This window comes from Haloferax profundi (assembly GCF_001469865.1).
GTDB lineage: Archaea > Halobacteriota > Halobacteria > Halobacteriales > Haloferacaceae > Haloferax > Haloferax profundi.
On record NZ_LOPV01000325.1, the window covers coordinates 1 to 570 of the forward strand.

Genomic DNA, 570 nt, shown 5'->3' on the forward strand with positions numbered 1-570 from the left:
TCCGCAGCCTCCGTGAGGAGAAACTCGATGAGAGCCGGTCGTTCAAGCAGGAGCTTTCGGACCTTCAAGACGAGAAGTCGACGTACGAAAAGCGGCAGCGTGAACGCGATCGTATCGAGCGGCGACTCTCCGAAATCGAGAGCGAACAGGACACTCGAGAGGAACGCATCGAAGAGTTGAAAGACAGACGGAGTAACCTCGAAGGGGAAATCGACTCACTCGAAGAGACTGTCGACGAGCTGGAGAGCGAAGAGCACGGTGAGTTGCTCGACCTCCACCGCGAAGCCAACCAGATCGAGTACGACCTCGGAAGACTTCGCTCCGACCTCGACGACGTCGAAGACGAGATTGCGTCTATCGAAGCAAAACTCGACGAACGGGATGAGTTAGAGGCCACCCGTGACGAAATCGACGAGGAGCTCAAAGAACTCCGCACGAGAATCGAGCGTCTGGAGTCAGAGGCTGTCGAAGAGTTCAACACACACATGGACGAGGTCCTCAACGCCCTGGAGTACGACAACCTCGAGCGAATCTGGATCGAACGCACGGAACAGCGTGTTCGTGAAGGGC

1 pseudogene is annotated in these 570 nt (G+C 56.5%); it reads left to right on the forward strand.

Annotated features, from left to right (window positions below):
• A pseudogene (locus AUR66_RS22080) lies at window positions 1-570 on the forward strand (archaea-specific SMC-related protein); the annotation flags it as partial.